Genomic DNA, 26,987 nt, shown 5'->3' on the forward strand with positions numbered 1-26,987 from the left:
GACCATGCCCACCTTGAGCAGACGCCGTTTCGTCGCCGCCGCTACCTTGACCGGCCTCGCCCCCGCCATGCCCGCCTGGGCGGCAGGCGCCGCGAGCGACCCACCGGCGGACGATGCCATCATCCGCCTGGATTACAACGAGAGCCCGTATGGCCCCTGCCCTTCGGCACTCGAAGCAATGCACCAGGGTGCTCGCCAGAGCGGCCACTACTTTCCGGAACACGAATACCGCCTGGCTGAGCTGTTCGCCCGGCAAAACCAGGTACCCGAAGACCATGTGGCCGTCTTCTGCGGCTCCCGCTCGCCGTTGCAGTACGCCTTGGCTCGCCACGCCGACAAGCGCAGCGTGGTCATCGCCGCGCCGACCTATGACTCGGTGGCCAATGGCGCCAGGGCTGTCGGCGCAACCGTGCATGAGGTGCCGCTCGATGCCCGTCACGCCCATGACGTACGCGGCATGCTTGCCGCCACCCGGCAACCCGGGGTGCTGTACCTGTGCAACCCCAACAATCCCACGGGCACGCTGACCCCACGCGCCGACATCGAGCACCTGGTCACCCACAAGCCGGCAGGCAGCCTGGCGATCATCGATGAAGCCTATATCCACTTTACCGACGCGCCCTCCTGCCTGGACCTGGCGGTCAGCCATGACAACGTCATGGTCCTGAGAACGTTCTCCAAGCTCTATGGCATGGCCGGTGCCCGCCTGGGGCTAGTGGTCGGCAAACCGGCATTGCTCGCCGACCTGCAACGCCTGAACGGCTACAACTTCGTGCCACTTGCCGCCGCCATGGGCGGCATCGCCAGCCTGCAACAAGAAGGCCTGGTCAGTGAACGAAAACACATCAATCGAAGCATTCTGCGGAACACTATCGAGGCCCTGCAAAAGGCCGGCTACCGCTGCACCGACGCCCAGGCCAACTGCTTCATGGTGGCCCTCGGCCGCCCCGCCAAACCTGTGATCGAGGCACTCGCGCAACGCAACATCCGGGTCGGGCGGGTATTCGAGGCGTGGCCGCAGTGGATGCGTGTCAGTGTGGGTACGCCGGCGCAGATGCAGGCCTTCCTGAAGGCGTTTCTTGAAGTCATGCACGGCTGAGGTCAGCCGCCTAAATCCACCCTCCCTGGCTTCGTTTAACACCTACCCAACAGCAGCGCACACAAGGCGCTGCTCCCCCCGCCAGTGTCGGCTGATCTACTCAGGAGCACATCATGTCCCAGCCCACCCGCGGCGCCGTGCAGGACCTCTTCGCCCTGCTCAAGCCGTTTAAATACACCGTCGCGCTTTCCGTCATCCTGGGCATGGTCGGCGGCCTCAGCATCACCTTTCTGCTGGCCACCATCAACCGGGCCCTGCACGACGATTCCGGCCTGACCCAAGGCGTGGTCTGGGGCTTCGCCGGGCTTTGCCTGGTGGCCCTCGCCAGCTCGGTGTTTTCCGACATCGGTAGCAACCGAGTGGGCCAGCACATCATTGCCGCCTTGCGCAAAACGCTGGGCGAGAAGGTGCTGTCGGCCCCCATCGAACAAATCGAGCGCTATCGCAGCCATCGGCTGATCCCGGTGTTGACGCACGACGTAGACACCATCAGCGATTTCGCCTTCGCCTTCGCGCCCCTGGCGATCGCCCTGACCGTCACCCTGGGCTGCCTGAGCTACCTGGCCATGCTGTCCTTGCCCATGTTCCTGCTGATCCTGACCGCTATCGCCCTCGGCACCGTCGTCCAGTACATCGCACGGGCCCGTGGCATGCAGGGGTTCGTCGCGGCGCGTGATGCCGAGGATGAGCTGCAAAGACACTACAATGCGATCGCCGGTGGCGCCAAGGAGCTGCGCATCCACCGCGCTCGCCGCCAACGCATGTTCAGCCGCAACATCCAGGGCACGGCCGACCTGATTCGTGATACCCAGATCCGCTCCATCAATACCTTCGTCATCGCCAAGACCTTCGGCTCGATGCTGTTCTTCGTGGTCATCGGCCTGGCGCTCGCCTTGCAATCGTTATGGCCCAACAGCGACAAAGCGGTAATGAGCGGTTTCGTCCTGGTGCTGCTGTACATGAAAGGCCCACTGGAATACCTGATAGGCACACTGCCAATCATCAGCCGCGCCCAGATCGCCTTGCGCCGGGTTGCCGAGCTCTCCGAACGGTTCTCCTCGCCAGAGCCGCACCTGCTGCTCGAAGACAAGGCCAGCCAGCTGCCCGCCTTGCGCACCCTCGAGCTGCGTGATGTGCGCTTTGCCTTCCCCCCGGTCGACGGCAACGCACCGTTTACCCTGGGACCGGTAAACCTGCAGATCCGCCAGGGCGATATCGTTTTCATCGTCGGCGAGAACGGCTGTGGCAAGACCACCCTGATCAAGCTGCTGCTCGGCCTGTACCCGCCGCAACAGGGCGAGATTCGTATCAACGACCAGCCCATCACCGCGCAGGATCGCGACGATTATCGCCAGCTCTTCACCACCATCTTTTCCGATTACTACCTGTTCGACGACCCCTTCCTGGGCGCCAAGCAGGTGCCAGACAGCGCCGAGGTCTATCTCAAGAGGCTTGAAATCGCACACAAGGTCAGCATCCGCGACGGCAGCTTCACCACCACCGACCTCTCGACCGGGCAACGCAAGCGGCTGGCGCTGATCAATGCCTGGCTCGAAGAACGCCCGGTGCTGGTGTTCGATGAGTGGGCTGCAGACCAGGACCCGACCTTCCGGCGCATCTTCTACACCGAACTGCTGCCCGAACTGAAACGCCTGGGCAAGACAATCATCGTCATCAGCCACGATGACCGCTATTTCGATGTCGCCGACCAATTGGTGCGCATGGCGGCCGGCAAGGTGGTCGTCGAGGCGTGCGTCGCCTGATGCAATAAAAGCGAAACATTTGCATTCCGGTTTGTCATCAGCCGTGCGTCATACCCCTAGTCACCCTAAAAAAAGATCTGCCCAGCCTATCCACTCAACATCTACAACGAGCACCGAAATGCCCACCCACCTTCGATTGAATCACCTGACCCGGGCGCTTGGCCTTCGACGCGCATTCAACGCCCAACTGCCAGCACTGGCCCTGAGCCTGGCCCTGCCCTTGGCTGCCCAGGCGCAAGATCAGCAACTGACCTTGAATATCCCGGCACAGCCCTTGAGCTCGGCGCTGAAGGCATTTGCGGAGCAGACCGACGTGCAGGTGTTGTATGAGCCCGATGCCGTACAGAACCTGCGCTCAGGTGCGTTGAGCGGCCGCTACAGTCTGGATGAGTCGGTACGCGTGCTGCTTAGGGAAAGTGGCTTGCGCTATCAGCTGCGCGACAACACCTTGACCTTGCAGGCGGCCTACGAAGGTGGCAGCGCGATGCTACTCGACGCCACGAGTATCCAGTCCAGAACCCTGGGTGCCACGACCGAGGGAACAGGGTCTTACATCACCGGTTCCACCAATACCGCAACGAAGCTGGCGCTGTCGCCTCGCGAAACCCCACAGTCGGTCAGTGTGGTGACGCGTCGCCAAATGGACGACCAGAACATGCAGTCACTCGACGATGTCGCGCGCGCTGCCACCGGTATCAATACCGTGAAAGACTTCGGTACCGAGCGTTCGCGTTACTTCTCACGGGGTTTCCAGGTCAACGACCTGCAGTACGACGGTGTGCCAAGCAGCATCTCGGAAAGTTTCTCCATGGACGTCACTTCGGTGAACAACATGGCGATCTATGATCGGGTCGAGATCGTTCGCGGCGCGAACGGCCTGATGCAAGGCGCCGGCTCGCCCTCGGCAGCGATCAATCTGGTGCGCAAGCGCCCGGGCGATACCTACCAGATGAAGGCCGAGATCGGCGCAGGGTCCTGGGACAACTACCGCGGCCAGATCGACGTTGGTGGCCCGCTCAATGCCGAAGGAACCCTTCGCGGGCGCACGGTCATGCTCTACAGTGCCGGCAACAGTTTCGTGGACAGGGCCAACAAGGACAACCAGCTGTTCTATGCGATCGGCGAAGCCGACCTGAGCGACTGGACAACGGTCAGCCTGGGTACTGTGTTGCAGAAGGACAACAATGGCGGATATGACTGGGGCGGCTTGCCAACTCAGAAAAGCGGCAGCTTTTACCCCTTCTCCCGATCGACTTCCTTCGCGCCGGGCTGGGCACACCTGAACAAGATCAACCGCACCGTGTTCGGCGACGTTCGCCACGAATTCAACGAGGACTGGAAGCTGACCGTGAACGGCAGCATGACCTGGTCCAATGCTGACTTCCTGGCCTTGTACGGCACCAACGTGGGCAACGACCAGCTCCAACTGCGTACCAACGATACCAAGTACGACGACGAGCAGATCAGCCTCGATGCGGCGCTCAATGGTGCGTTCGACCTGTTCGGTCGCAAGCACGAGCTGGTCTTCGGTGCTACGGCACGCAAGGATCGCTTCATTAACGAATCGCGTTACAACAACAACCCCACGACCGTCGACATTCTCGATTTCGACCCTCACCTGGTCGCCACCCCTACCTACAGTGGCGAGCGCGAGCAGTACCGGGCGGTGCGCAAGGACAAGGGGGTTTATGCCGCGACGCGCCTGAACGCTACCGACGATCTGCACGTGATCCTGGGCAGCCGCCTGAGCTCGGTGAAGTACGAGTCACCGGATGAGATGGAACCGTTCGAGGAAAAGAACAAGATCATCCCGTATGGCGGCATCGTCTACGATGTCACCGACAACACCTCGGTCTATGCCAGCTACACCGAAATCTACCAACTGCAGGCCAACTATGGCCTGGATAACAAGTTGCTCAGCCCGATCACCGGCACCAACTACGAAGTCGGGATCAAGAACGAGTTTCTGGGTGGCCGCGTCAACACCGCCATCGCGCTCTTCCAGGTAGACCAGAGCCACATGCCTCAGGTGATCAGCGGGGCACAGCGCGTCTGCGGGCCAACCCGTGCCTCCAGTTGCTATGAGGAAGGCGGCAAGGTACGCAACCGTGGTTTCGACATCGAGGTCGGGGGTGAGGTCCTGCCGCAGTGGAACGTGATGGCGGGGTACACCTACAGCCATCCCGAGTATGTCGCCGGCGCCAGGAAGGGTACTGACTACTCGACCGAAACGGCCCCGCAACGACTGTTCAAGGTCGCGACCAACTATCAGTTGCCTGGCCGCTTCCAGGACTGGAGAGTCGGTGGCAACGTCTACCACCAGAGCAAGATCTACCTGGGCGATGTGAAGCAGAGCGCCTACAACCTTGTCGATCTCAACACGCAGTACAAGATCAACAACAACTTGAGCGTGCAACTCAACCTGAACAACGTGTTCGACAAGAAGTACTATTCGTCTGTCTTTAACAGCAACCTGGGCAACTACTTCGGCGCACCGCGTAACTTTGGCCTTACCCTGCGCTACGAAAACTGAAGCCGCTGGGCTGACCTTAGCCCGGAATGCAAAAATCCGATGCCCGGAAACGAGCATCGGATTTTTTGCGTCCCGGCCAACGTTATCGGCTGCCGATACCTTCGGCCTGCAACCAACGGCGCACGCCGTCGGCCAGCTGGTCGTAGACCTCCGTGACTTCCGGCACGATGGACAGTGTTCGCAGCAGATCGTGAGTCAGGCCCTCTGCCACGATACATTCAACGTCCACCCCGGCCTGCTCAAGCCGCGCCGCGTAGGCCTTGCCTTCATCCAGCAGCGGGTCCAGGCCTGCCAACAGAATGATCGCAGGTGCAAGCCCCGCAAGCTCATCCGCCAGCAACGGTGAGAAACGCCAATCCCGGCGGTCTTCGTCGGACTGCGCGTACTGCGCGTAGAACCAGTCGAGTGTCTCGTCTTCCAACAAATACCCTTCACCGAACACCGTGTGCGACGAACGCTTGCAGCTTGCATCCGTTATCGGGTAGCACAGCAGCTGGCCAACAGGCGTTATCGCCGCCTGCGGGCCCTGCCTTGCAGCTTCGATCGCCAGCGCAGTGGCCAAGGTGGCACCTGCGCTGTCGCCGGCGAACACGACCCGGGCCGGGTCGAGCCCCAGGCGGCGACCCTGGGTCGCCAGCCACTGCACGGCATCTGCGCAGTCCTCGTGGGCCGTCGGAAACCGGTGTTCCGGGGCAAGCCGGTAACCGACCGAAAGCACCGCGCAACGGGTACGCCCGGCAAGCTCTCGGCATACGCCGTCGTGCGAATCCAGGCTGCCCACCACGTAGCCCCCACCGTGGAAATACAGCACCACTGGCAAGTTCGCGCCCGCGTCAACCGAGGGTCGGTAAAGCCGTAACGCAAGCGAACTGCCATCGCGCACGACAGCCGACAGGTCTTCGACCCGCAGATCCCAAGGCACGGGCCAGCGCAGTCGTTGCGAAGACGACTCGAAGGTTGCCCGTGCCTGGGCCGGAGAAAGCGTGTGCAGCGGTTTGATATCCAGGTTCAAGCCAGCCAGGTCGAGGAAGGCTTCCAACGCGTTATTCAACATGAAACTCCCTAAATGTTCGGCGCTGCTGTTCCCGGCCGTCAGGCCGGGACAGTCACGTCCACACAATGTTCGATCAGTGCCACCAGCTCGCGCTGGAACTGTTCCATCAGCCGCTCTATCGTCTCGGCTCTGTAGCGGCGTTTGCTGTAGATGCAGCGGAACGAGAGCACCCCGTCGTAGACCTGCCCTACCATCTGCAGCTGGTTCACCAGGTTGGCATCGGCGTGGTAGCAATCGCCCGGATCGTCGGCGGCTGGCTCCAGCAACGCATGCTCGTCGAAGTGCTGATCGAACTGCCCGAAGTAGTTGAAGGTGACCTCGGCCTGGGCACCTTCAAGCAGTTGCCGACGCATCTCACCCGAACCGAACTGGCGCAAGACCGCGTAGCCGATACCCTTTTCGGGGATGGCTGCCAGCTGCCGCTGCGTGCTGCGAATGGCTTGCGCTGCCGTGTCGTCCAGGCGTGATGTGAGGCGGACCGGGAACAGGCTGTTGAACCAGCCGAGGGTACGCGAGACATCGACGCCCTCGAACAGGTCCTCGCGGCCATGGCCTTCCAGTTGCACCATCACCGCCTCTTGGCCGGTCCAGCGGCCCAGTGCACGCCCGAGCGCCGTCAACAAGATGTCATTGACCTGCGTGCCATAGGCAGCCGGCGCCTGCTTCAGGAGCTGCGTCGTTTGTTGCGGCGTCAGCCGGAAATGGCTCACCGCCTGTTGGCTGGAGTGATTGCGACCGCGCGGGTTGTCGCAGGGCAGCTTCCCGGCGCAAGGACGAACCTGATCAAGCCACCAGGCGCCCTGCTGCGCTTCAATGGATGTTGCCTCGGCCTGCAGGCGCTCGACCCATGATCGGTAGCTGCTGGTCCGTGCAGGCAGCACAGGGTCTGTTCCAAGGCAGCACGCCGCATAGGCAGTCTGCAGGTCCTCGAGGAGAATGCGCCATGACACACCGTCCATGACCAAGTGGTGAAGGATCAACAGCAACCGCGCCTGCCCATCCGGCAGCTGGATATGCAGGGTGCGCCAGAGTGGGCCTTGCGCCAGATCGAGGCTGCGTTGCGCCTGGTTGGCCAGTGCCGTCATCGCCTCCATGCTCTCGACACGGTGCAGGTTCAGCCTGGGCGTCGTGCTACCGGAAGGCTCGCCATAGCACTGCATCCACTGCCCGTGCGGCTGGGAGAAACGCAGCCGCAGCGCGTCGTGATGCAGTTCGATATGCTGCAGCGCCTGCTCAAGGGCGACGAGGTCCAGGGCCGCCCGGGGCCTGAGCATCAATGCCTGGTTGAAATGGGCCGGATCGGGCAGCTGCTGCTCGAACATCCACTGCTGGATAGGCAGCAGGTTGAAAAGGCGCTGGTCGACCTCTGTCGACAGCTGCGCCTCAACCACCGCAGGCGCGGCCTCCCAATGGGCAACGATCGCCTCGATCGTCTGATAACGCATCAAGTCGCGCAGCTTGAGGTCCAGGTCAAGCTGCGGATGGTTTCTGACACGAGAGACGACTTGCAGGCTGAGGATGGAGTCCCCTCCCCGCTCGAAGAAATTATCGGTGATGCTCAAATCGTCGACCTGCAGAACCTGCTCCCAGATATCCACCAGGATCGATTCCCGCTGGTTTCTCGCTGGCTGGAACTGCGTCGAAACGAACTCGGGTTCGGGCAATCGCAGGCGGTCGATCTTTCCATTGGGCGTGACAGGGAATTGCGCCAACTCGATCAGGTAGGCAGGCACCATGTAATCGGGCAAGTGGTCGGCCAGGCGCGCCTTCAGTTCGCCAGCGATACCCGCCTGCTCACTGACAACGTAGCCTACAAGCTGTTTGCCTACCGGGCTTTCTCTAACCACCACCAGGGCATTGCGGATGCCTGGCTGCGCCCGCAGGCATGCTTCGATTTCACCAAGCTCGACCCGGAAGCCACGCAGCTTGACCTGATGGTCGGCACGCCCCACGTAATCGACCAGCCCATCCAGGCGCTGTCGGACTACGTCGCCACTGCGGTACATGCGCCCGCCCTCGCCAGCCGGATCAGGCACGAAACGTTCCGCCGTCAGGCCCGCACGGCCATGGTAACCACGGGCGATGCCATCACCGCCGATCATCAGTTCACCGGCAAATCCAATACCAGACGGATTGAGGTCATTGTCGAGGATGTGCAGCGTACGGCAGCCGACCGCATGGCCGATGGGGGCATAGGCAGCCTCGCAACGTGCGCCGCCGCCCGCCTTCCATAGCAACGGCGTGACCACAGTCTCGGTCGGGCCATAGCCATTGGTGAACAGCCGTGGCCTGAGTGCAGCCTTGACCTGCTCGAAGGTCTGCTCGGGCACAGCATCGCCGCCAAAGCAGTAGATATCCACTGGCGGTGGCTCGTGCCCCGCGTCATGCACTGCTTCTGCCAGCTGTTTCAGGTAGGCGGGAGGGAAGCAGGCGATCGTGATTTCATGCTGCCAAAGTGCCTGAAGTGTCTGTTCGGCGGTCCACAACTCGCCATCGCGAATAACCAGAGCGCCCCCGCTCGCAAGTACGCTGAGCCAGCGCTCCTGGGCCCCATCGAAGGCGAAGGACATGAAGTGCAGTTCTCGCGTCGCAGGCCCCATTTCATAGAGCCGCATGATCGCCTGGCAATGCCGGCTCAGAGGGCCTTGAGACACCGCCACGGCCTTGGGCCTGCCGGTCGATCCCGATGTATAGATCAGATAGGCCAGGCAACGCTCATCCACGGCAATGTCGACGAACGCCGGGCCTGCATCGGCAGGCTGCGCATCAGGCGCGAGAACGGGCAGGTGGCCATGCTCCGGCAGAGCGTCGCGGCACGCTGGCCGGGTGATCATCAACGACATGCCTGAATCCTGGATCATCCAGGCCAGGCGCTCCATCGGATACTCCAGGTCCAATGGCACATAGGCAGCGCCTGTGCGCATTACGGCGAGCAGCGCGACCACCAGCTCCGCCGAGCGTTGCAATGCCACCCCAACCACCGTTTCAGGTCCGGCACCGCTTGCCTGCAAGGCAAGCGCCAGGCGCCCCGAACGGCGGTCCAGCTCGGCATAGCTGATGCGCTCATCCCCGCAGACCAGGGCGATGGCATCGGGGCGATCGTGGGCGTGCTCGATGATCAGCTCTGCCATCCGTTCCGGGCGGTAGCTTGCCAGCGCTTGCGTGGCAGTGTCGGCGACAGGGGCGCGCTGCGCAGCGGGCACAATGTCCAGGTTGCCAAGGCGTGCCTGCGCATCCTGCAGCAGGGTTTCAAGCACCGACTCCATGGTCTGGCGAATACCGTCGACCGCCTGTTCGCTGAACGCATTGCGCAGGTAAAGGTACTCGATCATCAGCGTATCGTTGAGGTGAACCGCAAGGTCCATGGGGAAGTTGGTGACCCCCACGTCATTGGAATCACCAAACTCCAGACCTGCCTCGGGCGCCTCACGCAAACCTTCGTCGATGGGGTAGTTCTCGAAGACGATGATGCTGTCGAAGAGTTTCTGCCCCGGCACGGCCGACCAGCGTTGAACCTCGTTCAACGGCGTATGCGACCAGTTGCGCAGCTCGACGTTGTAGGCCTGCAAGGCCTGCAGCCAGTCCGCCAGGCGCATCCGAGGGTCCAGCGTCTGCGACACAGGCAAGGTATTGATGAACAGGCCCAAGGTGGTATCGGCATCCTGCAGCGACTCTGGGCGCCCGGCCACGGTCGCGCCGAACGTGACGTTGCGCTTGCCCGTGTAGCGCTGCAGCAGCAGAAGCCAGGCGCCCTGGATCAAGGTGTTAGGGGTAATACGCAACGTTCGGCAGTACTGCTGAAGACGTTTGGTCCATGCGGCGTCACGCCGGGTATACAGCGCGTGGTGGCCCGGTTCATCCGAAGTGTGCCGTGGGTACACGGCCTGACTGAGCGAGGTCACCTCGCTGTGCGCCAGGCTGTCGCGCCAGAACGCTTCCTGACGAGATTTGTCCTGCGCCTGCAACCAGGCGATGAAATCGCCGTAGCGGCCGCTGGTGCCAGTGACCGGTTGGCCGGCGTAATGCTGCATCAGTTCGGCAAACAGCCTGGACTTGCTCCAGCCATCCATCAACAGGTGATGGCTCGTCCATATCATCTGGTAACTCGAAGACGTCAGTCGAACCAGAACCATGCGGTGTAACGGCGCCTGCGTCAGGTCAAAACCTGCCACCAGCTCCTCACGCGCGACCTCACCGGCCAACCTGTCCGGCGCTGCATCCGCCCGGGCGTCGATTTCGCGCATCGGCATGTTTGCCTGGGCGTGTACGATCTGTACCGGCTCATCCAGCCCGACCCAGTGGAAACTGGTGCGCAATACCTCGTGCCGTGCGATGACCGCTGCCCATGCGCCGACGAACGCCTCAATATCGAGCCCGCTGATTGGCAGGCTGACCTGGTTGATGTACAGATCATTGCCGCTGTCTTCGATCGAATGGAACAGCATGCCCTTCTGCGCAGGCGACAGTGGGTACATGTCTGCGATCTCGGCGATCGGAACCGGCAGCTCGTCCAGTTGCGTCTGGCTGAGCGAACACAGCGGGAAGTCGGACGGGGTGGCGCCTGCGACACCTGGCAGGGTGCAGTGCTCGATCAGCGCCAGAAGCTCCAGATGGAACGCTTCAGCCAGGCCTTGAATGGTGGACTCGCTGAAACGCCGTGAGCTGAAGCGCCAGTCGATGCGCAACCCCTCCGGCCATACCCGAGCATCGACCGACAGACCGTTGCCGCACGACGATTCACGCCCTTCCCCGCTCTTCAATGGCTCGAACAGCACGTTGGCCAGCGCCTTGCGGTAGCTGAATGAGCACTGCGGCACCGGCAATGCGGCCAAGGTTTCCCTGCTGGCTTCGTCTCCCAGATAGCGTAACGCGGCGAACGACAGGCGCCTGTCGGCAGCCGTACGCAACTGTTGCTTGAGCCCCTTGATCGCGCCATCCAGCGTGGTCTTGTCAATGTCGAGCACGACAGGGAACGGATAATCCAGGCAGCCAACCGTGCGGCCCAGGTCGACACCCGAGCCTGCCTGGCGACGGGTATCAGCCTGCACGCCAAGGAAGACCCTGTCCTGGCCTGTCCAGCGGGCCAGCACACGCGTCAGCGCGACCAGCAGCAGGTCGCCGGGCTCGGCGCGGTAGGCTGCGGCGGCCTGCTCTGTCAGGCGTCGGGTCAGGTCGATGTCCAGCCAGGTACCGAACGTTGCACTGTCGGCGGGCGCCCCTGCTTCTCGTGGGCTGCCAACCAGCTCGTGACTGATCCCGGCCAGTGCCTTCTGCCAATGGATCAATGCGCTCGGGGCATCCTCGAGCGAGGCATGCACGGAATACGCCCAGCTCTGAACCGAGGTGGACTTGGCAGGAAGCGCCACAGGCTGCCCTGCGTCGAGCTGCTCGCAGGCCAGGCGCAGATCCTGCAGGACGATGTCCCGGGATGCCTCGTCCATCGCCAGCGCATGGTTTACCAGCAGCAGCCGTTGGCTGCCATCGGCCAGCGTCGCCAGGACTGCCCGGACCAGGATGCCTCTATGCACATCGAGGCTGGCACTCGCCTGCCTGGCCAACGCATCCAACTGTGCCGGGTCCTGCACAGCTGCAAGCCACAGCACGGGCTCCTTCTGCCAAAGCGCCTGGTGTTCGGAAAGCGGCGCACCGTGCGCCTCCTGCGCCACATTGAACGCCAACCGCAACCCGTCGTGGTGCGCCAATACGGCCTGCAAGGCCTTTTCCGTCGTGTCGGGGTCAAGCGCACGGGTGGGCCTGAGCGTCATCACCACGCTGCCAGGCGCATCACCGTTGCCCTGCCGTTCGAAAAAGCGTGCCTGGGCGGGCAGCAAGGGCACCTTGCCGATGATCGGCCCCTGGTCGAGGGTCGACGTGCCGCCGTCATCCTGCTCTGCCACGCACGCCAGCCCCTGGATGGTCTGATGCTGGAACAACTGCTTGGGCGTGAAACGTATACCTTCCCGGCGGGCCCGACTGACGACCTGGATCGACACGATCGAGTCGCCTCCAAGCTCGAAGAAGTTGTCGGTGATGCCCACTCTTTCAAGCTTCAGCACATCGGCCCAGATGCTCGCGAGCTTCGCTTGCAGCGCGCTCTTCGGCGGCACGTAGGCTTTCTGCTGCTGGCTCACATCCGGCTTGGGCAGCGCTTTGCGATCCAGCTTGCCATTGGGGGTAAGCGGCAAGGCCTGCAGCGACACCAGGTAGCTCGGCACCATGTAGTCGGGCAATGCCGCTTTGAGATGTTGCAGGATTTCCTCATGGCTGGCCGCCCCTTCCTCAAGCACCAGGTACGCAGCCAGCTGCTTGGCATGGAGCCCGTCGATGTCGATCACTACCGCCTCGCGAACACCCGGATGCTCAAGCAGGCTGGATTCGATCTCGCCCAGCTCGATGCGCAAGCCACGGATCTTCACCTGATGATCGATACGCCCCGCGTACTCGATCACGCCCCCTGTTCGATAACGCGCCAGGTCACCGGTGCGGTACAGCCGCCCCCCACCCTGCTGGCTGGCATCATGAGGGTCCGGGACGAACCGTTCGGCAGTGAGGCTCGGCCTGCGATGGTAGCCTCGCGCCAAGCCGACACCGCCCAGGTAGAGCTCGCCGTTCGCGCCATGAGGAAGCGCAAACAGATCGCGGCTGAGAATGTGCGTCTTGAGGTTGTCGATGGGCGTGCCGATCGGGACGCTGCCCGGGCACGATGGCCGGCAGGTCCAGTGGGTTACGTCGATCGCAGCTTCGGTAGGGCCATAAAGGTTGTACAGGCTGGCGTGTGGCAATCGGGCCAAGGTCTGCTCCGACAGATCGGCAGGCAACGCCTCGCCACTGCAGACGACACGTCGCAAGGTATCGCAGCGCTCGACATGCTCGCAGGTCATGAAGGCCTGCAACATCGATGGCACGAAATGCAACGTCGTCACGCCGTGCCTCTGAATGGTGCTCACCAAGCGCTCAGGGTCGCGGTGGTCACCCGGTTGCGCAAGCGCCAGCCTGGCGCCGGTCAACAGGGGCCAGAAGAACTCCCACACCGAGACGTCGAAGCTGAAGGGGGTCTTTTGCAGGACCGTATCAGTGGCGCCCAGACCATAGGCCTTCTGCATCCAGACAAGGCGGTTGACCAATGCCTGGTGCGCGTTGGCCGCACCTTTCGGTCGCCCTGTCGAGCCCGAAGTGTAAATCACGTAGGCAAGGTGTTCGGGGTGGGTGAGGTGCACGGGATCGTTGGCGCTGAAAGCCGTCAGCCAACTGTCGTCGTCATCCAGCACGATGCTGCGCACACTGGAAGGGATCGGCAGGTGTTCGAGCAACGCACGCTGCGTCAGCAGTAACCCGATACCGCTGTCGTCCATCATGTAAGCAAGCCGATCCCTCGGATACTCAGGGTCGAAGGGAACGTAGGCGCCGCCGGCCTTGAGGATAGCCAGCAGGCCCACGACCATTTCCAGCGAGCGTTCGACCGCGATGCCGACCAGCACGTCGGGCCCTACCCCCTGCTCGCGCAATGCGTGAGCGAGGCGGTTGGCGCGCTGATTGAGCTGTCGATAGGTGAGCTGCTGTTCGCCGAACAGAACGGCCAAGGCATCAGGTGTTTCGCCTGCCTGCGCCTCGATCAACTGATGCACGCTCCGATCAGCGGGATAAGGTGCCTGGGTGTGGTTCCAGTGTTCGAGAATTTCCTGCTGCTCATCGGCCGCGAGCAGGGGCAGCTCGCCGATCCGTTGCCGAGGATGGTCGACGATCGATTGCAGCAGGTTGATCCAGTGCCGCGCCATGCGTTGCACGGTTGGCTCATCGAACAGCGCCGTGGCGTAATTGAGCTCTGCCGAGATACCTTCGTCGTGCTCGACGGTGTTCAGGGTCAAGTCGAACTGCGCCGTCTTGCGTTGCCAGGCAATGTGCTCGACCAGCAAGCCAGGCAAGCTACGCCGCGTGCCTGCGGCGACTTTCTGGTGGTTGTACATGACCTGGAACAGCGGGCTATGGCTCAGGCTGCGCTCAGGGTGCAGCGCCTCGACCAGTTGTTCGAAAGGCAGGTCCTGGTGGGCTTGGGCATCCTGCGTCATCTGACGCGTCTGGGCCAGCAGGTCGCTGAAGTGCACAAGCGAACCGAACTCGGCCTTGAGCACCTGGGTGTTGACGAAAAAGCCGATCAGCCGCTCGGTTTCGACACGGTTGCGGTTCGCGACCGGGATGCCGATGCGGATATCATCCTGCCCACAGTACCGATGCAGCAAGGTCTGGAAGCTGGCCAGCAGCAGCGTGAAGAGTGTCGCACCCTGCTGCTGCGCCAGTTGCTTGAGGGCATCGGCCAGACGGCGTTCGACCTCAAGGTGTCAAAAACTAGTTGATATTTCACAGTTTCTGATTAATTGAAATTTCAGTGTTATGAGGATGGGAGACAAGATATGGAAGAACAGTTTAGCAAGTATGATCCAACTGAATACTTGACCAACGAAGCTGAGATCAATGCCTATTTAGATGAAGCCATGACGATTGGAGAACCTAATTTGCTCTCTGCGGTTCTTAACGACATAACCAAAGCCAAATGCATGGTAAAATCATGTTCAGAAAACGGAAATAACAATAACGCATGCTTATAGCGTAGCACCGGATACGTCGAGATTCTTGGCTACATCCTGAGGGGGTACTCCGCTGGCTAATAGCTTTTTGGCAGACTCGATCTTGCTGTAGGTCAACCAGCCTTAACGTGTTAACCACAACGAACATATGCATTCCCACGCTGGCGCGTGGGAATAAATAATTGTATTAAATTCGCTTAACCTGCTGTGGATTCTGCCCATAATAGCGTTTAAATTCACGACTGAACTGCGACACGCTTTCATAGCCAACTGCATAAGCGGCGCTTTGCACGGTGCAGTTAGTCTGCGTGAGGCGAGCATAAGCGTGGCTGAGGCGCACTTTTTTTAGATATTGCATGGGTGAATCGGCCGTATAGTGCTTGAATCTACGCTGCAAGGTGGGAATGCTCATGCCCATATGGGACGCCAAATCATGCAAAGTGACAGGCTGATCCAATTGACGTAAAAGAAACTCAGAGGCTTGTAAAAATTGAGCAAAGCTACCATCTTGCTCCAGCCACTCGCGGATAAATGCACAAACATCGGCTTGTTCTAATGCCGCATATACCAGCGTTTGAATGTGTGTGGGCATAAACAGATCGCACGTGACTGGATTGCCTAGTGCATTCAACAACCCGTATAAAGCCGTTTGGATGGCTGGAGTCACTTGAACAGACAAAAAACCCGAGTGCGAATGGGCTGCTGCCATCTGTTCCGATGTGCTGTCTGAATGCACAGTCAAGTGGTGTAGCAATTGCGCCACTTGTTTGCGTTCAAAACGGATTTGTATCCCAATGACAGGTTCTTGTTCGCTGGCGCGAATGTTGCAGTACACAGGATAAACTCCAGTCAGCAACAAAGCTTTGCTGGGGTTGTATACGTAATAATTTTGCCCAAGCTGTACACTTTTCTCACCTGAAAATAAAAATACCAATCCAGGTGCGTACATTGTCGGTCGCAGCTCTTGAGCGCTGGTCTGATAAAAAAGATCTATGTCAGGGCTGCATGTGGGCAATAGCCCTTCAACTATAGATGAATTTGAGGCTTGCTGCTGCTTGAGCAATTGGCGTGCGATGGCGCATAGGGTTTCGTTGTTCATAACCATATTTTACATGCAAAATATGGTTATGAACAACACTTTCATTGATTTGTGACTATTTTAGGCAAGGAATTGATTTTTTTGGGCATCGGAAATTCAGTGCTTAAAACCTAAGCTATGCTTTGAAGACAATGCGGCCTGCATTAAATGAAATGATGTGGCTACCCCTTATAAAGCATAGGAATCAAAGATGAGCATTCAAAACCAACCCACAGCAGAACAATTTGCGGTCATTCAAGCCGTGGCCAATTTTTCTGCTAAGCCGATGCGCACCCCGATTTTAAAAACCCCTGCTGACCACGGCATGGCCTATGAAGATGTGTTCTTCCCTGCTTTGGATGGCGTGCCGCTTGAGGCTTGGTACATTCCAGCCGTTCAGCCATCTGATTTGTTGATTATTGCCAATCATCCTTTGCCGATGAATCGCTATGGCTTGGCTGGACATTTATCTCCTTGGGACATGCTTGACCCGACAGAAATTAATTTTTTGTTTGAGTTAAAACACCTGCATGATGCTGGCTACAATATTTTGACTTATGACTTACGCAATTTAGGCCGTAGTGGCACAGGAGGCAATGGTGCTTGTGGTGTGGGTCGTTATGAGTGGCGTGATTGCGTTGGTGCACAAAACTATGTCAACGCACATCCAGAATTGTCAAAAATGAAAGTGGGTCTGTTAAGCCGTTGCACAGGTGGCAATGCTCAGTACGAGGCAATTTCACGTCATCCTGAATTGTTTAAAGATGTAGCGTGCATGGTCAGTCCAATGGTGGTTTCAATGGAAGCGTTCACCAAACATTATGCAAATTCTGTGGTGGCAGGTGCTGGTGATTTTCCTGAAATTTTGGACTTTGAACAAGTCAAAGCAGGCGGCTTGAAAAACTCAGAAATGACTCCTCACCTCTTTGCACCCGATGTCACTATGCCAACTTTGGTGGTGCAAGTGCGTGAAGATCGCTGGACTTCAGTGGAAGATGGCGAAAAAACTTTTGAGCTGTTGGGCGCAAAAGAAAAAGAGCTGTTCTGGATTGAAGGGACACCACGCCGTTGGGTTGGCTACAACTACTTTGGCAGCCATCCTGAAAAGTTAATTGGCTGGTTCGACAAATACATGAAGGTTTAAGTTTTGCTAAATATATAAGCTGTAGAAGTCGCGATCTGATCTGACAGTTACCTGTTTTGTGGATGCATAACTGTCAGATCAATTCAAATTAGTTACTTTTTCACTTTATGTTATCTGTTAGCAGGAGTGTTTATTGTTGAGGCTCAGACTAGCACTTAACATAACCCTCAACTTAAGAGCGGCATGATCCTGAGTTAGCGGGAGGATTACCGTGGACAAGTTGTTGCTGCTCTATTTTCTTACCCAATAAGGCAAATGAATATGAAGAATGCACTAATTATCAATGCACACCAACGTTGGGAAAATTTTGCGGAAGGTAAACTGAATCAATCTTTTGCCTCTGTCGCAGAAGATCGTTTAACCATGCTAGGCTATAACGTTCAAACAACAGTTATTGACGAAGAGTATGATGTTAATAGTGAAATAGATAAACATCAATGGGCAGATGTGGTTATTGTACAAACGCCACTGTTTTGGATGAGTGCACCATGGCTATTCAAGAAGTACATTGATGAAGTATTTACAGCAGGTTTAGGCGGTAAGCTAGCTCATCATGATGGTCGAGTAATCGATGACCCCAGCCAACGTTATGGTTCTGGCGGTGTTGAGAAAGGTAAAAAATTCATGCTATCCGTAACACTTAATGCGCCTAAGTATGCTTTTGATACTAATGAGTTTTTTGAAGGTAAAGGTGTCGACGGTTTATTTATGTGGCTACACAAAGTATATCAATTTAATGGCTTTGATTCTTTACCAGGCTTTGCAGCCTATGATGTAATTAAAAACCCAACTATTGAACAAGACTTCGCGAATTTTGACAAGCACATTTCCCAACTGTTTGCTTAAAATTTCTCCATACTTAAAAGGCAGCAAGACAAAAGCTTTGCTGTCTTTTTTTTAATATCACTGTTCCAGATGCCAACATATGGCACTAAAAAACCGTGAAATGATAGGTCTGCCAATATGTCAAAGTCGATGATTATTCTAGCTGTCTTTTGCCTTGCGGCAATCATTGCAGGTTATCACTACTACAGAACTCAGACTTATTGGATCATCTGGCGTGTACTAACTGACTCGGTTGATTTCAGTATGAACAGAGCTTTTGCAGGAAGTTAATTTGATATTTGCTTAGAAAATCTACGTTACTGAGTTTGCAGGCACTGATGAAGAAACGGGTCCGTCCTTGTAACAGCCTGAATTAGACCTGGGTATGCATATACCGGTGTAGTGATAAGGAAGCAAGGCTCGGATGACATCATGGCGAGGGAGTTAATCCCATCATAACGCCGGATATATGGTCGCAAACCGTATCAGTTCAGTTCTTGCACAACCCGGGGGCGTCCATATATGGTTTAATCATCCGGACACCATTTTAGGTGGTACAGTCGCCACCATGACCTGAGGTGTTCAATGACAAGATTACGTCGCTCATTTACTGCCGAATGGCGTTGTTGCCCAAATCGATGCAGCTTAAATTGAACTAACTAAGGACTTGGTGATCTGATCAACAATGAAACGGTACTGCCGTTCTTCGAAGCCCATGAGGCTCGGGTCTATACCATCTTATCGGACAACAGGCGCGAGTTCTGTGGGCGCCCTGACCACTATCCCTACGAGCTGTTCCTACAACTGGAGGGGATTGAGCACCGGACCACCAAGGGGCGTAGACCGCAGAGCAACGGCTTTATCGAGCGACTACATCACACACAGCTGGACGAACACTTCCGTTATCAAGGGGAGGACAACCTGGTATGAGTCGGTGGAGCAGATGCAGACAGACCTGGACAGCTACCTGGATCACTACAACACCCAGCGGCCACATCAGGGCAGGATGATGAAAGGACAGACTCCCTACAGCATGTTCATTAAGGGTCTGAAATTGATACCGAAGGAAGTGCGCACTAAAGTAGCGCGTAAACAAGACACCGGTTTGAGGCCGGTGTCAGGTGATAACTAGATCTATACAATCAAATCAAGTATGAACTTCTACAAATAAACTCAGCATATGCAGACCTTATTTACACAGGCCTAATTTATGATCGTGCTCTCTGCTGCCACAGGTTTATCGCATCTTGAACAACTGGTGACGGAGATTCATCTCTTGGCCCTGTTATTTGTGGCCTTCCCCGTTTACGTTTTACCGCTGTCTGTGTAGCTTCATTGGCAATATCGGCAAGTTCTAGCCTATCTAATTGTGCCTCCATCCGTTCACCACTGACATCCAACAGCGCCTTGTAATACTGTTCTTCCCCCAGTCGATTCGGCTTTACCTTGTCTGGATGTGGCCCACGACGTCGGTTGGCTGTCGGGGTGTTCGGCAAGCTACGTGAACGCACATCATCCCGCATCGTCTGTACTTCCTGAGCCATCTGCAAAACGTGGCCAAGCCGCTTGTTATCAACAATAGCCCCCTGATTGACCGGTGCAAGCCGATCATTAATGCAGTAATCCAACAGGTTGCCATCAGGGCCACGTAATTCAACCCGATCATCGCAATAGTGATAAACCACAATTTCTCGTCCAATCAGACGGCGTTGGGAAGGCGTATCCATCAACAGATATTGCACCTTGTCATATTGCGTCGTAAGCCGTTTTGAGATCAGCCTTGGCTCTTTCCAAAGCAGGATATGATCCAGATTATCATGTGGGCTCAAGGGGCGATGTACATCCAGTTCATGCAATGGAGCTTTGCCAAAACGTCGGTTGTAATCAGCGATAAAGTCCGGTAACCATTTATTAGCATCGTCTATCGAGCTGATGCCAGCTAACCTCAACTCCTTCACCAACCTATCCTGTAAGGTCAGGTGTGCACGTTCGACACGTCCCTTGGCTGCACTGCTATGAGCACAGAACCCCTCGATATTGAGTTCGTCCAGGGCTCGCGCAAACTGTGTTTGTCCCTCACCACGGGAGGACTTGTGATTCACCCTAAAAACGCTGGCCTTGTCGCTGTAAAGGGCCAGTGGCTTGCCATGTGCGCTCAGATGATCGCGCAAGGTACTAAAATAGGCGAATGTAGACTCGGAATACACAAACCGCAGAGCAGTGATCTGGCTAGTAGCGTCATCCACGAACACGATGGCAGTACATGTAGGCCCTCTTTCCTCAAACCATCGATGATCACAACCATCGATCTGGATCAATTCGCCGAAGCAAGCACGCCGGTAGCGAGGCTGTTGGATTCTTGGAGGGCGTTGTCGCCGTGGCACCCATAGTCCCATATTGATCATCAGCTGGCGTACCGTAGACACGGCAAGGTGGAGATCGTGTAGCTCGACCAGCTTTTCTGCTGCGAGGGTAGGGCCGAAGTCGGGGTAATGCTGTAAAATCAGTTGCCCAGCTAGTTCCTTCATGCCGGTCGGCAACTGGTGATTACTGGGCTTACCAACGCGCAGTGATCGTAATCCTAGCGGCCCCTCCAGCCGATAACGCGCCAACAGGTTGTAGACCTGTCTGGTACTCAGATTAATGCGTTGTGCCGCGATACTGGCAGTCAATCTACCCTCTGCAAGGGCTTCAATGGTCTTTAACCGATCCACTTCCTTCATGGTAAACACTCTCTCACGATGGGGCACAGGCAGTCTCCTTAGTGATGGCGGGTATCCTTCCATCAGACCGATTGTGCAATTTCAAATCAACCCAATCGTGAAATTACAACTCAACGCTTACACAAGGTACACGCTGGCGCCCTCGAAACACTGGTTCGCTGGGCGCGGGCGGTCGCTGGGCAGCTCGAGAACCGGGTGCTCGGTACCCAGGTGCTGCTTCCAGAATGCCAACTGTCGTTCCTGCTCCCCCGCTTCCATCCAGTGCCTTTGCCAGATGGCATAGTCGGCGTACTGGATCGGCATCTCGGGAAGCGCGAGGGGCTGGCCCATGCAGTGATGCGCGTAGTGCTGGATCAGCTCTTCGACCATCAGGTGCATCGACGAGCCGTCAGTGGCGATATGGTGCAGCGTAATGATCAGCACATGATCATCTTCTGCTACCTGTAGCAACCTGACTCGAACAGGCCGTTCGTGCTCAAGATCGAAAGGCGCGCGGGCCTCGGCCTCTACAAGCGCCTGCAGGCGCTGTTCAAGATCGATTGCCGGTTCGCGGTCTACCTGCTCGACATCGAGCGTGAACACGCTTTGTGGATGAATGATCTGCACCACCTGATCGTCGTTCAGACCAAACGTGGTTCGCAGGGTCTGGTGGCGTGCCTGCAGTGCCTCGAAGCTCGCGCGTAACGCCTTGCTATCCAGTTCGCCCTTGAGCCTCAAGGCGACTGGCAGGTTGTAGGCAGATCCCTGGGGGTCCATCTGCCAAAGGAACCACTGGCGCTGCTGGGCAAACGAAACCGGGATGACGTCGAACAGTGTTTGAACGCAGGGCACTGGCAAGTTGGCCGGAGAAATGTTCTCGGCGTGCATCTTCTGCAGATACAGCTTGCGCTTGGCCAACGGCAGCGTAACAAAACGCTTGGCGATATTCAGCGCGGCATCATTACTCATTCATTCACCTCGAACTCTTCAAAAAGCCTATCCAGACGCTGCAGTTTTTCGTCGAAAGCCGACGCGTCGCCGATGGATTCGATGTATCTGGCGAAATCGCCCAGGACCGGGTGCTGGAACAGCACGGCCGGTTCCACGGTCAATCCCAGGGAAAGTTGCAAGCGCGAGAGCACCGACAGCGCCAGCAGCGAGTGCCCTCCCAGGTCGAAGAAGTTGTCATTGAGACCGACCTTCTCGACATTCAGCAGCTGCGCCCAGACGGCAGCGACCTGCTGCTCGACCTCGCTCTGCGGCGCGACATGGCCTTGCTGCGATACGCCAAGCTCAGGCTGGGGCAAGGCTTTGCGGTCGAGCTTGCCGTTGGGCGTCAGCGGTAGCGCATCGAGCCAGGTCAGGTACGCGGGGACCATGTAATCCGGCAAGGACGCGCGCAGCTGTTCGCGCAGGTGCCGACGCAAGGCGCTGCGCTGTTCCTCCGTCGCGACCGCTTCGCCGTTCGAGACCAGATAGCCGGCCAGTTGTTTGCCGCCAGGGCCATCGATGTCGATGACCACCGCCTCGCGCACCGCAGGATCATCAATCAGCCTTGCCTCGATCTCGCCCAGTTCGATGCGATAGCCCCGCACCTTCACCTGGTGGTCGATGCGGCCCACGTACTCGAGCAGGCCATCGCTGCGATAGCAGGCCAGGTCACCCGTACGGTACAGCCTGCCACCGCCCTGTCCGCTGCGGTCGTAGGGGTCCGGGACGAAGCGCTCGGCGGTCAGTGCGGCACGGCGCTGATACCCCCGGGCCAGGCCATCGCCACCGATCATCAGTTCCCCGGCCATGCCGGCCGCAGCTGTCGAGAGATCGTGCGCCATGACCTGCAAGGTGGTGTTGGCGATCGGTTTGCCCAGCAACGGCAAGGGGTGTTCGTTGTCCAGGCAGTACGCCGCCGACCAGATCGTCGTTTCGGTTGGCCCGTAAAGGTTCCAGATGCGCCCGCACAACGGCAGAAGCTGCTCGGCCAGGTCGACAGGCAGTGCCTCACCGCCACTGATGACCTTACAGCCACGCAAGGTCTGCGCCGGCAGCGCCTGCAGCAGCATGCGCCAGGTCGACGGTGTGGCCTGGATGGTAGTGATGGCGTGGCGCTCGATCACCGCCTGCAGCGCCGACGGGTCTTTGTTCTGGCGCTCGCCGAGCAGTACCACCGAAGCCCCGGCCAACAGCGGCAGGTACAGTTCCAGGCCGGCGATGTCGAACGACAGCGAAGTCAGCGCCAGGACCCGGTCGCTGGCGTCGATCCCAGGCTCGACAGCCATGCTGGCGAGGAAGTTGACCAGTGCCTGGTGGCGTACCTCGACCCCCTTGGGACGACCGGTGGAACCGGAGGTGTAGATGCAATAGGCAAGATGCTCGGGATGCTGCACGATGCCGAGATTCTCGCCATCGAAGCCTTCGACCTGATGCCAGTCGCTGTCCAGGCACCAGGCCTGCGCGCCGTGCGTGGGCAGTTGCGGCAGCAAATGACTGAGGGTCAGCAACAAGTGCGCCCCACTCTGCTCCATCATGTACGCCAGGCGCTCGCGGGGGTATTCCGGGTCCAGTGGCACATAGGCGCCGCCGGCCTTGAGAATCGCCAGCAGGCCCACGACCATTTCCACCGACCGTTCAACGGCAATCGCGACCAGCACATCTGGCCCGACGCCCAACGTGCGCAACTTGCTCGCCAGCCGGTTGGCACGCTGGTTGAGCTCGCGGTAGCTCAAGGTCTGTTCGGCAAACCGCAGAGCCGGGGCCTCAGGGGTACGCGCAACCTGCATTTCGAACAGCGCGGGCAGGCAGTGCGCCTGCGGGTACTGCATCTGGGTACGGTTCCAGTCGTGGACGATGCGCTGTTGTTCCTGGTCATCGAGCATCTGCAGTTCACCGACAGGGGTATCGGCGTGTTGCACCAGCGCGTGCAGCAGATTGGCAAAGTGCCGGGCGATCTGTACTACGCCGGTGTCGCCGAGGTGGTTGCGGTCGTAGTGGTAATGAATCGTCAGCGCATTGCCCGACTCGATCATCAGCGTCAACGGATAGTTGGTCCGCTCGCGATTCTGCGAGCCCGAAAACACCAGGCCTGCGCTGGAACCCTGCTGCAGGACTTCACCGACCGGGTAGTTCTCGAACACCAGCAACGTGTCGAACAACTGCTCACCGGCCGAGCCCGCCCAACGCTGAATGTCATAGAGGGGCGTGTGCTCATGTTCGCGCATGCTCAGGTTCTGCGCCTGCAGACGTTCGACCCACTCCCCCACCCGCAGGTCAGGCTGCAGCCTGCCAGCCACCGGCAAGGTGTTGATGAACAGGCCCAACTGCTGCTCGACTCCACGCAGGTCTGCCGGCCGTCCGGCAACCGTGGCACCAAATGCCACGCCTTCCTGGCCGGTATAGCGGTGCAACAGCAGTAGCCAGGCGGCCTGCAGCAAGGTATTGACCGTCACCCGCCGTTGCCTGGCAAACGCGCTCAACGCCTGGAAGCACACCGGGTCGAGCGTCTGATGATGTTCGCCATGGCCAGTGTCAACGCGGCTGCGATCCTGACGCAGCGCCTGAGCCAGGCGCGTGGGCTCGGTGAGGTGCAGCAATTGCTGACGCCAGAACGCCTCGCTCTGCCCGGCGTCCTGGCGCTGCAGCCACTCGATATAGTCGCGGTAGCGGCCTGCCGGGCGCTCCAGGGCAACGCCTGCGTAGTGTTGCAACACCTCGCCCAGCAGCTGCGCATTGCTCCAGCCATCCATCAGGATATGGTGGCTGGTGAAAATCAGGTGATGCCGGCCGCTGCCGGTCCGGATGGCCGTCAGTCGCAGCAACGGTGCGGCCTGCAAGTCGAAGCCACGCCGACGATCCGCCTCGGCCCAGGCAGCCAGACGCTCCTCGATGTCGTCCTGGTCAGCCCAGTCAAGCACGTCGAACGGCAGCTCGACGTGCTTGCGAATCACCTGCACCGGGCGTTCCAGATGGGCGACGAATGCGGCGCGCAATACGTCGTGTCGATCCAGCATTGCCTGCCAGGCACGCTTGAAACGCTCGATATCCAGCCCCGAGACGTTGACTCGCATCTGATTGACGTACTCACCCTGGCCCTGCTCGAAGACCGTGTGAAACAGCATGCCCTGCTGCATGGGCGAAAGCGGATAGATGTCATCGATTGCAGCCGCCGGGATCGGCAACGCATCCAACTGGGTCTGGTCCAGCGCTGCCAGCGGCACATCGGACGGTGTCAGGCCGACCGCGCCCTGGCTGACGCAATGGTCGATCAACACCTGGAGTTCGGTCACGTAGTCGTCGGCCAGGGCCTGGACCGTGGCGCGGTCGAACATGGCCTGGCTGAAGGTCCAGGCCAGGCTCAACTCACCGGCATAGACCTGCCCGTTGATCGACAGCAGGTTTTCCAGCAGGGCCTCGGCAGACTGGCTTGCGCCGCTGCTTTCGCTGGCTGGCTGCAGGAATCGCTCGGTGCCCGGGCCCGCGCCTTCGGCAAAGGTACTGTCAAGCTGCCCCAGGTAATTGAAGGTGATGGGGGGCACTGGCAGGCCAGCCAGCACATTGTGCGCGTGCGAACCCCCAAGATAGCGCAGCGCGCCATAGCCGATGCCCTTGTCGGGGATGGCGCGAAGTTGCTCCTTGATCTGCTTGATGGAGGCGCCCAGGTCCGCCGCAGCGGTCAGCTTCACGGGGAAGAGGCTGGTCAGCCAGCCGACCGTCCGCGTCAGGTCGACTGCATCGAACAGGTCTTCACGGCCGTGTCCTTCCAGTTGCACCAGCACGTCTTCGCGTTGGGTCCAACGGGCAACCACCCGGGCCAGTGCGGTCAGCAGCAAGTCGTTGACCTGGGTGCGGTATGCCGTCGGCGCCTGTTGCAACAGCCGTAAGGTCTGCTGCCGGTCCAGGCGCACATGCACCGTCGCGCCGTGGCGGCCATGCAACGATCCATCCGCCCTGTCCAGAGGCAGTTGCGGGTCAACCCCTTGCAACTGCGACTGCCAATAGCCGAGCTCTGCCTGCAGCGCATCGCTTTGCGCGTAGGCCTGCAGCCGTTCGGCCCAGGCTTTGGTCGAGGTGGTCTTGGCGGGCAACACGGCAGGCTGACCTGCCACGTGACGGTCATAGGCGGTTTGCAGGTCTTGCAGGAGAATGCGCCAGGACACGCCATCCACCGCCAGGTGATGGATCACCAGCAGCAGGCGCTGGCTGCCATCGGGCAGGGTCGCCAATACACCGCGCAACAGCGGCCCCTGTTGCAGGTTCAGGCTGCGCTGCGCGTGCTCGCACAGGGCGTGTAGCGCGTCCGGATCGGTCAGGGTCTCGGCCCACAGCAACCCGGCCTCGACGTCGCCCGGCGCACAATGAGCGGCGTGCCATGCACCCGCGCCCTGGGGTGGCGTGAAGCGCAGGCGCAACGCATCGTGATGCTCGAGCAGCGTGTGCAAGGCCTTCTCCAGCGCGGTGCTATCGATGACCTTGGTCGAGGTCAGCAGGACCGCCTGGTTCCAGTGATGTGGCTCGGCGATCGACTGCTCGAGAAACGCCTGCTGGATCGGCAGCAAGCGTGTCTCGCCGATCACCGGCGCCTGGTCGATCTGCGGACCGTTGCCTTCCATGCGCGTGGCCACCGAGGCCAGGTCTTGTACGGTCTGATGCTGGAACAGCGCCTTGGGCGTGAAGCGGATACCGGCCTGCCTTGCCCGGCTGACGACCTGGATCGAGATGATCGAGTCCCCTCCCAGTTCGAAGAAGTTGTCCGTCACGCCGACCTGATCGAGCTTCAGCACCTCGGCCCAGATCGTCGCGATCTGTTGCTCCAGCGCGTTGCGCGGGGCCACGTAGCTGTCCTGCAGCACACTGGCATCGGGCTTGGGCAGGGCCTTGCGGTCCAGCTTGCCGTTGGCCGTCACCGGTAGGCGTTCGAGGAACAGCAAGTGGGTCGGGACCATGTAGTCGGCCAGGCCGAGCCTGAGGTGCTCGCGCAGTTCGCCGCGCAGCGCGTGCTGTTGCTGTGGGTCGCTCGGCACGTCGCCGGCCATGACCAGGTACGCGGCCAGTTGCTTGCCACCCGGCCCGTCGATGTCCAGCACCACCGCCTCGCGCACGCTCGGCTGCTCGAGCAGGCGCGTCTCGATCTCGCCCAGCTCGATGCGCAGCCCGCGGATTTTCACCTGGTGATCGAGGCGGCCCTTGTAGTCGATCACCCCGTCGGCCCGGTAG

The 26,987-nt window shown here is 59.1% G+C and carries 9 protein-coding genes and 4 pseudogenes; 7 read left to right on the plus strand and 6 right to left on the minus strand.

What is annotated here, in order from left to right; genetic code table 11:
- The first annotated feature begins 4 nt into the window (after window positions 1-4).
- From ptaA to PM2_RS11900, 3 genes are all read left to right on the plus strand, one after another.
- The gene (gene ptaA, locus PM2_RS11890; RefSeq protein ID WP_028698988.1) at window positions 5-1,099 is read left to right on the plus strand and encodes a pyoverdine biosynthesis transaminase PtaA; all 1,095 of its coding nucleotides are present in this window, start codon (window positions 5-7) and stop codon (window positions 1,097-1,099) included.
- 113 nt (window positions 1,100-1,212) lie between these two features.
- Complete coding sequence (locus PM2_RS11895; protein ID WP_028698987.1) at window positions 1,213-2,862, plus strand: cyclic peptide export ABC transporter; 1,650 nt, start codon at window positions 1,213-1,215, stop codon at window positions 2,860-2,862.
- A 118-nt stretch (window positions 2,863-2,980) separates the two neighbouring features.
- Complete coding sequence (locus PM2_RS11900; protein ID WP_028698986.1) at window positions 2,981-5,395, plus strand: TonB-dependent siderophore receptor; 2,415 nt, start codon at window positions 2,981-2,983, stop codon at window positions 5,393-5,395.
- Between the two features lie 82 nt (window positions 5,396-5,477).
- Here PM2_RS11900 and PM2_RS11905 read toward each other — a convergent pair whose 3' ends face one another.
- Window positions 5,478-6,449: an alpha/beta hydrolase gene (locus PM2_RS11905; RefSeq protein ID WP_028698985.1), complete on the minus strand. Its 972-nt coding sequence runs from the start codon at window positions 6,447-6,449 to the stop codon at window positions 5,478-5,480.
- Between the two features lie 38 nt (window positions 6,450-6,487).
- Window positions 6,488-14,782: pseudogene (locus PM2_RS11910) on the minus strand (non-ribosomal peptide synthetase); the annotation flags it as partial.
- A 75-nt stretch (window positions 14,783-14,857) separates the two neighbouring features.
- Here PM2_RS11910 and PM2_RS29980 point away from each other — a divergent pair.
- Window positions 14,858-15,052 carry a helix-turn-helix domain-containing protein gene (locus tag PM2_RS29980; protein ID WP_006473284.1) on the plus strand — a complete coding sequence of 65 codons (195 nt, stop codon included), beginning with the start codon at window positions 14,858-14,860 and terminating at the stop codon, window positions 15,050-15,052.
- Between the two features lie 166 nt (window positions 15,053-15,218).
- On the opposite strand, the gene PM2_RS11915 is transcribed toward PM2_RS29980, so the two are convergent.
- Window positions 15,219-16,130 (minus strand): helix-turn-helix domain-containing protein, encoded by a 912-nt coding sequence (locus PM2_RS11915; protein ID WP_161775539.1) that lies wholly within the window; start codon window positions 16,128-16,130, stop codon window positions 15,219-15,221.
- Between the two features lie 190 nt (window positions 16,131-16,320).
- Between PM2_RS11915 and PM2_RS11920 the strand changes: the two genes are divergently transcribed.
- The 3 genes and pseudogenes from PM2_RS11920 to PM2_RS29995 form a co-directional block, all read left to right on the plus strand.
- Window positions 16,321-17,253, plus strand: coding sequence for an alpha/beta hydrolase family protein (locus tag PM2_RS11920; protein WP_028700084.1), 933 nt, complete (start codon window positions 16,321-16,323; stop codon window positions 17,251-17,253).
- A gap of 261 nt (window positions 17,254-17,514) precedes the next feature.
- Window positions 17,515-18,099 carry an NAD(P)H-dependent oxidoreductase gene (locus PM2_RS29990; protein WP_080694040.1) on the plus strand — a complete coding sequence of 195 codons (585 nt, stop codon included), beginning with the start codon at window positions 17,515-17,517 and terminating at the stop codon, window positions 18,097-18,099.
- 663 nt (window positions 18,100-18,762) lie between these two features.
- A pseudogene (locus PM2_RS29995) lies at window positions 18,763-19,210 on the plus strand (integrase core domain-containing protein); the annotation flags it as partial.
- Between the two features lie 268 nt (window positions 19,211-19,478).
- Here the strand turns inward: PM2_RS29995 and PM2_RS11930 are convergent.
- From PM2_RS11930 to PM2_RS11940, 3 genes and pseudogenes are all read right to left on the minus strand, one after another.
- Window positions 19,479-20,864, minus strand: a pseudogene (locus PM2_RS11930) (ISNCY family transposase); the annotation flags it as partial.
- Window positions 20,865-20,924: 60 nt separating this feature from the next.
- Window positions 20,925-21,749, minus strand: a pseudogene (locus tag PM2_RS11935) (condensation domain-containing protein); the annotation flags it as partial.
- Window positions 21,746-26,987, minus strand: a 5,242-nt coding sequence (locus PM2_RS11940) for a non-ribosomal peptide synthetase (RefSeq protein WP_042131888.1), incomplete at its 5' end; no start/stop codon positions are given. The gene PM2_RS11940 and the pseudogene PM2_RS11935, both read right to left, overlap by 4 nt.

It is taken from the genome of Pseudomonas monteilii NBRC 103158 = DSM 14164 (assembly GCF_000730605.1).
In the GTDB taxonomy this organism is placed as follows: Bacteria; Pseudomonadota; Gammaproteobacteria; order Pseudomonadales; family Pseudomonadaceae; genus Aquipseudomonas; species Aquipseudomonas monteilii.